The organism is Streptomyces sp. NPDC059037 (assembly GCF_042740015.1).
Classification (GTDB): Bacteria; Actinomycetota; Actinomycetes; order Streptomycetales; family Streptomycetaceae; genus Streptomyces.
The window spans coordinates 1-6874 of record NZ_JBHYIG010000273.1 but is presented as its reverse complement, the minus strand read 5'-3'; the positions used below and the strand labels follow the sequence as shown (position 1 = coordinate 6874).

5 protein-coding genes are annotated in these 6874 nt (G+C 71.0%); 3 read left to right on the top strand and 2 right to left on the bottom strand.

Going from position 1 to position 6874, the window contains the following annotated elements; genetic code table 11:
* Window positions 1–57: 57 nt before the first annotated feature.
* A complete protein-coding gene (gene serC / locus ACFWY6_RS37125; protein ID WP_361819731.1) occupies window positions 58–1176 on the bottom strand; it encodes a phosphoserine transaminase in 1119 nt (372 codons plus the stop codon).
* A gap of 225 nt (window positions 1177–1401) precedes the next feature.
* On the opposite strand from serC, the gene ACFWY6_RS37120 reads away from it, so the two are divergent.
* The gene (locus ACFWY6_RS37120; RefSeq protein ID WP_384700068.1) at window positions 1402–4230 is read left to right on the top strand and encodes an FAD-binding and (Fe-S)-binding domain-containing protein; all 2829 of its coding nucleotides are present in this window, start codon (window positions 1402–1404) and stop codon (window positions 4228–4230) included.
* Between the two features lie 476 nt (window positions 4231–4706).
* Here ACFWY6_RS37120 and ACFWY6_RS37115 read toward each other — a convergent pair whose 3' ends face one another.
* Window positions 4707–5141, bottom strand: a complete 435-nt coding sequence (locus ACFWY6_RS37115; protein WP_384700067.1) for an ATP-binding protein — start codon at window positions 5139–5141, stop codon at window positions 4707–4709.
* A gap of 166 nt (window positions 5142–5307) precedes the next feature.
* Here ACFWY6_RS37115 and ACFWY6_RS37110 point away from each other — a divergent pair, with 166 nt between their 5' ends.
* Both ACFWY6_RS37110 and ACFWY6_RS37105 read left to right on the top strand, forming a co-directional pair.
* Window positions 5308–5853 (top strand): GntR family transcriptional regulator, encoded by a 546-nt coding sequence (locus ACFWY6_RS37110; protein WP_384700065.1) that lies wholly within the window; start codon window positions 5308–5310, stop codon window positions 5851–5853.
* The gene (locus tag ACFWY6_RS37105) at window positions 5850–6629 is read left to right on the top strand and encodes a GntR family transcriptional regulator (protein WP_384700063.1); all 780 of its coding nucleotides are present in this window, start codon (window positions 5850–5852) and stop codon (window positions 6627–6629) included. Before ACFWY6_RS37110 ends, ACFWY6_RS37105 begins: the two co-directional genes overlap by 4 nt.
* Window positions 6630–6874: the final 245 nt, after the last annotated feature.

Here is a 6874-nt window from a genome sequence, read left to right as displayed (position 1 = left end):
CGGGCGCGCGGGAACTGCGCGACCAGCCACGAAACAGCCGCAGCCGACAGTGAAGCCTCAGAGCTTTTCGATCACGTAGTCGATGCACTTGGTGAGCGCCTCGACGTCAGCCGGGTCAATCGCCGGGAACATCGCCACGCGAAGCTGGTTGCGGCCGAGCTTGCGGTATGGCTCCGTGTCGACGATGCCGTTCGCGCGCAGAGCCTTCGCAACAGCGGCGGCGTCGATCTCGTCCGCGAAGTCGATCGTGCCGATGACCTGCGAGCGCTTGGCCGGGTCCGTGACGAACGGCGTCGCGTACTTGGACTCCTCGGCCCAGCCGTAGAGCGTGCGCGAGGAGGCAGCCGTGCGGCCGGTGGTGAACTCCAGGCCGCCCTGGCTGTTCATCCACTCCAGCTGCTCGCCGAGCAGGAAGAGCGTGGCGAGCGCCGGCGTGTTGTACGTCTGGTTCTTGCGGGAGTTGTCGATCGCCGTCGGGAGGCTGAAGAACTCCGGGACGTGGCGGCCGGACGCGTGGATCCGCTCGGCCCGCTCGATGGCGGCCGGGGAGAAGACACCGATCCAGAGGCCGCCGTCCGAGGCGAAGGACTTCTGCGGGGCGAAGTAGTAGACGTCCGTCTCGGCGATGTCGACGGGGAGGCCGCCGGCGCCGGAGGTGGCGTCCACCAGGACGAGCGAACCCGCGTCCGCGCCGGCCACCCGCTTGATGGGGGCCGCGACACCGGTCGAGGTCTCGTTGTGCGTGAACGCGTAGACGTCGACGCCCGCCTCGGCCTGCGGCTCCGGGTGCGTGCCCGGGTCGCTGCCGATGACGGTGGGCTCGGCCAGCCAGGGGGCGAGCTTCGAGGCCTTGGCGAACTTGGAGGAGAACTCGCCGAAGCTGAGGTGCTGCGACTTGTTCTCGATCAGGCCGTGCGTCGCGACGTCCCAGAAGGCGGTGGAGCCGCCGTTGCCCAGGATCACCTCGTATCCCTCGGGAAGGGAGAAGAGGTCGCGCACACCCTCGCGCACCCGGCCGACCAGGTTCTTGACCGGGGCCTGGCGGTGGGAGGTGCCGAGCAGGGAGGTGCCGGTGGCGGCGAGGGCGTCCAGCGCCTCCGTGCGCACCTTGGAGGGGCCCGCGCCGAAACGTCCGTCGGCGGGCTTGATGTCAGCGGGAATCTGGATCTCAGCCACGGGGCGAGCCTAGCGGCTCAGGGCACGGGGTCTGACGGGTGTCCGCCGGGTGAGATCGCGGCGCCACGCGGGGCGGACGCCGCGGGGCTCCGCCCCGGACCCGGCTCAAGGCCGCCGCTCCGCGGCGGATCTTTCCCGCCCGCACACCCGATACCCGGCGGTTGGCGACGAACTCGGCGGAGCCGGGGGATTCGGGTAGGGGCGGGATGGGGGAAGAGAAGACGCATGAACGACCACGGAGACCTGGAGCGCGCCCTACGAAACGCCGTCAGCGGAGACGTGGACTTCTCCACGACCGCCCGCGCCCTGCACACCATGGACGCCTCCAACTACAGACGCGTCCCGCAAGGCGTCCTCGCCCCGCGCGACGCGGACGACGTGGCGGCGGCGCTGACGGTGTGCCGGGAGCGCCGAGTCCCGGTGGTCGCCCGCGGCGCAGGCACCTCCATCGCAGGCCAGGCCACCGGGGTGGGCCTAGTACTCGACTTCACCCGCCACATGAACCAGATCACCGCCCTGGACGCGGACACGCGAACGGCGACCGTCCAGCCAGGAGTGATCCTGGACAACCTCCGCAACGCGGCCGGCCGCCACGGCCTCACCTTCGGCCCCGACCCCTCCACCCACAACCGCTGCACCCTCGGCGGAATGATCGGCAACAACTCCTGCGGCTCCCACTCGGTGGCCTGGGGCACCACCGCCGACAACGTCCACCGCCTGGAGGTCATCACCTCGGGAGGCGAAAGGCTCAGCCTCGCCCAGGGCTGGGAAGGCGCACCCGAGGGCCTGCGCCCGTTGGTGGACGCCGAGTTGAAGCTCCTGCGGACCGGCTTCCCGGAGCTGCCCCGCCGCATCTCCGGATACGCCCTGGACGCCCTGCTCCCCGAGCGCGGCGTCGACCTGGCCCGCGCCTACTGCGGCTCGGAGGGCACGCTCGCCGTCCTGACGGAAGCGACGGTGCGCCTCGTCGAGGCTCCACGCGCGCGTGCCCTCGCCGTTCTCGGATACGCGGACGAGAGCGCGGCGGCGGAAGCGGCGGCCGCGCTGCTTCCGCACGGCCCGCTGACGGTGGAGGGCATGGCCGCCGACCTGGTGCGCGGCGCGGAAGGGCTGCCCAGGGGCGGCGCCTGGCTGTTCGTGGAGACGGGCGGCGGCAGCGAGGCCGAGGCACGCGCGCGTGCGGAGGCGATCGCGCAGGCGGCTTCCGGCGACGGTGCCGTGGACTCGCTGGTGGTGACCGACCCGGCGGGACAGCGAGCGCTGTGGCGGGTCCGCGAGGACGCCAGCGGGACGGCGACGCGGATGCCGGACGGCAGCGAGGCATGGCCGGGCTGGGAGGACTGCGCGGTGCCGCCGGCCCGGCTGGGCGCGTATCTACGGGACTTCAGGGCGCTCCTCGCGGACCACGGCCTGCGCGGCACTCCGTACGGCCACTTCGGGGACGGCTGCATCCACGTACGCATCGACTTCGACCTGATGAGCGAGGAGGGCGTACGCGGCTTCCGGCGCTTCTCGGAGGACCTGGCGGAGGTGGTGGTCGCGCACGGCGGATCACTCTCCGGCGAACACGGCGACGGCCAGGCACGGGCGGAACTGCTCCCCAAGATGTACGGCAACGACCTGGTACGCCTCTTCGAGCGGGTGAAGGGAGCATGGGACCCGGCGGACCTCCTCAACCCGGGAATGCTGGTGCGCCCCGCCCCGCTGGACGCGAACCTCCGCTTCACCCCGCTGCCGAGGAAGCCGGTGGACGTAGCTTTCGGCTATCCGCACGACGGCGGCGACTTCTCGGCGGCGGTACGCAGGTGCGTCGGGGTCGCCAAGTGCCGTACAGAGTCGACGGGTTCGGCGGCGGGCAGCGGGGTGATGTGTCCCTCCTTCCGCGCGACGGGCGAGGAGGAGCACTCGACGCGGGGCAGGGCACGGCTGCTGCACGAGATGCTGGCGGGAGAGGTGGTGAAGGACGGCTGGCGCTCGACGGAAGTCCATGACGCACTCGACCTCTGCCTCTCCTGCAAGGGCTGCCGCTCGGACTGCCCCGTGGGCGTGGACATGGCCACGTACAAGGCGGAGTTCCTGCACCACCACTACGAGGGCAGACGCCGCCCCGCGTCGCACTATGCGATGGGCTGGCTGCCGCTGTGGCTACGCCTCGCGTCCCGCACGCGCACGACCCGCCTGGCCAACGCCCTTTCCCGGGTGGGCGTGTTGGCGGGCTTGGCCAAACGCCTCGCCGGTATCGCCCCGGAACGAGAGCTCCCACGACTCGCCCCGGAGACGTTCCACCGCTGGTGGCTAAGGCAGCCAAGCCGCAAGGGAACGCAGATCATGCCGCCCTCCGACCGCTTCGTGGTCCTCTGGCCGGACACGTTCACGGACCACCTCTCGCCGGAGGTGGGACGGGCGGCGGTGCGGGTCCTTGAGGACGCGGGGCTGACGGTCTTCGTGCCGGGGAGCGGGGTGTGCTGCGGCTTGACGTACGTATCAACTGGCCAACTGGACCGCGCGCGTAAGGTCCTGAGCCGAACCCTGGACCACATGGAGCCGCTCCTGGAGGGCGGCGCACCGGTGGTCGTCCTCGAACCGAGCTGTGCCGCGGCCCTGAAGTCGGACCTGGTCGAACTCCTAGGCGACGCCGACGAGCGGGCGCGGCGCCTCGCGTCCGCGGTCCGCACGTTCGCCGAGGTCCTGGAGGAACGCGCCCCCGACTGGCACCCGCCGCGGATCGACCGCCCGGTGGTCGGCCAGACCCACTGCCACCAGCACGCGGTCCTGGGCGACGGCCCGGAACGCAGACTCCGCCAGAAGGCAGGCTTGGAGGGCGAGTTGAGCGGAGGCTGCTGCGGCCTGGCGGGCAACTTCGGCTTCGAGGCGGGCCATTACGAGGTCTCACGAGCCTGCGCGGAGGAACAACTACTCCCGACGGTACGCTCGGCCCCGCCCTCGGCGGAGATCCTGGCGGACGGCTTCTCTTGCCGTACGCAGCTGGAGCAGTTGGGGGAGGGAGTTCGGGGGCGGCATCTGGCGGAGGTACTGGCGGAGGGGCTTCGGTGATCCGGTGGTGGTGTTCTTGCCGGGGCCGCCCGGTTGTCCCGAGGTTGGCGGTTCCGGGCCGGGTGTAAAGGGCGCTCCGCTGCGCTGCGCGTCGGCTTCGCCGATTCCGCTGCGCTCCACCCTTGACACCCGTCCCTCCACCGCGAGAAGCGAATTGACCGGGCGGCCACGAAGCGGGGCTCTCGGGGGCCACCCGGCGGGCCATCCGGTTTGCACGCCGAGTGCGGACTGGTTCGTAGCAGTGCTGCCCGCTGGAGGGGTGCGCGGCCGGTCCGGGGATGGGTCCCGGTCTCGTCAAGCGTCTGCCGACCGGATCTTCCGGGGTGGCGGCCGCTTGCGGGGTGGCCGTCACGCGGCACCGGTGCTGGGGGGGGGTGGGGGACCTACTTTGGGAAAGTTGCGTTCTGGCACGAGGGGGGCGCACGCCATGCGAAACACAACTTTGCCGAAGTAGGTCCCCCCCGGAACCGCCAACCTCAGGACAACCGGGCGGCCCCGGTGCCCTGTTCGCCGCAGGTGGCATTCACCGCCTTGAACATGAGCCACACCGTCTTGCCCACCGAGTGTTCCGTGACACCGAAGGCGTCGGACAGTTCGCGGGCCAGGTGCAGGCCTCGTCCCGTGCAGTCGTCCGCGGTGGGCGTCGACGGCATGGGGTGGCCGTCACCGCTGTCCCGGACCGTGACGCGAAGCTCGGCGTCTGCGGGTGAGATCGAGAGGCCCAGCTCGAATTCGCGGCCCTGGGGGACCCCGTGCAGCAGCGCGTTCGTGGCCAGCTCGGACACGCAGAGGCGGATGTCGTCGTGTCGTTCCGTGATGCCCCAGGTGGTGAGGGCGTCGAGGGCGAAGGCGCGGGCTGCGCGGACAGATCTGGGATGCCGGGGGAATCGTCGTTGCTGTGACAGGCGCACAGTGAACCACCGCCTTGTGCAGGGAGGTTGTACGATCGAGCAGGACCGTACTGCTATTCACGAATAGCAGCAAAGGTTGGGCCAAGGCGGCGACCTACAGTGAGTTGGCTACGGTACGAAGACGGCGCAACGCAGCAAGAAGCCCTCCGGCGCAGTGGAGTTCACGATGACCAGCAGTGGTGACTGGGTCAGTACGTCGATGCCGTATCTCACGCCGACGGGCCGGGATCGCCCCGAGGCCTGGGGTGCTGAAGCGGCCGCGGCGGGGCGCAAGGGGACTCAGCGCATCGTTCAGGCCGGTGAGGTTCCGGCGCCCGGTGAGGTGGCCGAACTGCTCGGCGTGGCCGAAGGGGGACCCGTGGTCGTTCGGCGCCGGATCATCGAACTCGACGGCGAACCCAATGAGTTGACGGATACCTATTACCCCGTTGAGATCGCCGGGGGGACTCCGCTGTCCGCCACGGCCAAGATTCGTGGAGGCGCGGTGACTCTGCTCGCCGAGCTCGGGCACTCCGGGGTCACGGTGCGCGAGGACATCACTGCCCGGATGCCGAGCGAGGAGGAGCGGGCGGCCCTTCGCGCGGGTCCGGACGAGCCGGTCCTGCGGCTGGCCCGGGTCACCCTGGACGCGGAGGGCCGGGCCATCCAGGCGGACCTGATGGTGATGCCTGCCACCCGCCAGCGGCTGCGCTACGAGATTCGGATCGGATGACCGTGCCCCGTACCGATGCCAATGCGTCCGACCGCCGCGCCCTGCATGAACGCATCGCCGCCGATGTGCGGGACGAGATCATGAGCGGTGAGCTGGCGCCGGGTGCCAGGCTGCCCTCGACGGCGCAGCTCAAGGCCAGATTCGATGCGTCGAGTGCCACTGTGCAGAAGGCGCTGCAGCTGCTCAAGGATGAGGGCCTGGCCGTCGGCCGGGCCGGGGCGGCGGTCACCGTCCGCGAGCACCGCCAGCGGACCCTGCGGCCCGCCGCGTACATGGCTCCTGCCGGGGACGGGCGCCCGTACCGCTGGCTGACCGAAGCCGCCGAGCACGGCGCGAGCCCTCGGAGCACGCTGCTGGAGGTGGCCGAGGTGGTGCCGCCGGCGGATGTCTCGGCGGCGCTGGGGCTCGCCGGTGGCGGTGTGGCCGTGCTGCGCCGCCAGCTGCTCAGCATCGACGACGAGCCGGCGGAACTGGTCGCCTCCTACTATCCGGTGGAGATCGCCCGGGGCACCCCGATCACGGAGCGGCGCAGGATTCGTGGTGGCACCCCGGCCCTGCTGTCCGGGCTCGGCTTCCCTCCGCGGCTCAGTGTCGACCGGGTCTCGGCGCGGGTGCCCACCCAGGAGCAGTACACGGCTCTCCTGCTCCCCAGCAGCCTCCCGGTGCTGCGCACCCTGCGCGTCGTCTACAGCGATGACGAGCGGCCCATCGAGGCGACGGTGATGGTCAAGGCGGGCCACCTGTACGAGCTGCAGTACGAGTTCGTGCCGTCCTGAGTGACCTGCGGGAACCGCTTCCCGCCGAGAAACGAGAAAACATAGGTCAGGTGTCCACGACCACGGACTCCGATGACCTCCCGTCCCGCAGGGCCGGTCCGCATAGCCGCCACCGTGTGGGAGCTGCCGAGCTAGGGCAGGCGTCATGGGGCGGGGGCGTTGCTGGGCCTGTGGCTTTGATTGGCGCCGGGGCCGCCCGGTTGTCCTGAGGTTGGCGGTTCCGGGCCGGGTGTAAAGGGCGCTCC

Bases quoted from the DNA above. Each gene is read 5' to 3' on its own strand.
- ACFWY6_RS37120 (WP_384700068.1), top strand. From the start codon at position 1,402: ATGAACGACCACGGAGACCTGGAGCGCGCCCTACGAAACGCCGTCAGC.
- ACFWY6_RS37110 (WP_384700065.1), top strand. From the start codon at position 5,308: ATGACCAGCAGTGGTGACTGGGTCAGTACGTCGATGCCGTATCTCACG.
- ACFWY6_RS37105 (WP_384700063.1), top strand. From the start codon at position 5,850: ATGACCGTGCCCCGTACCGATGCCAATGCGTCCGACCGCCGCGCCCTG.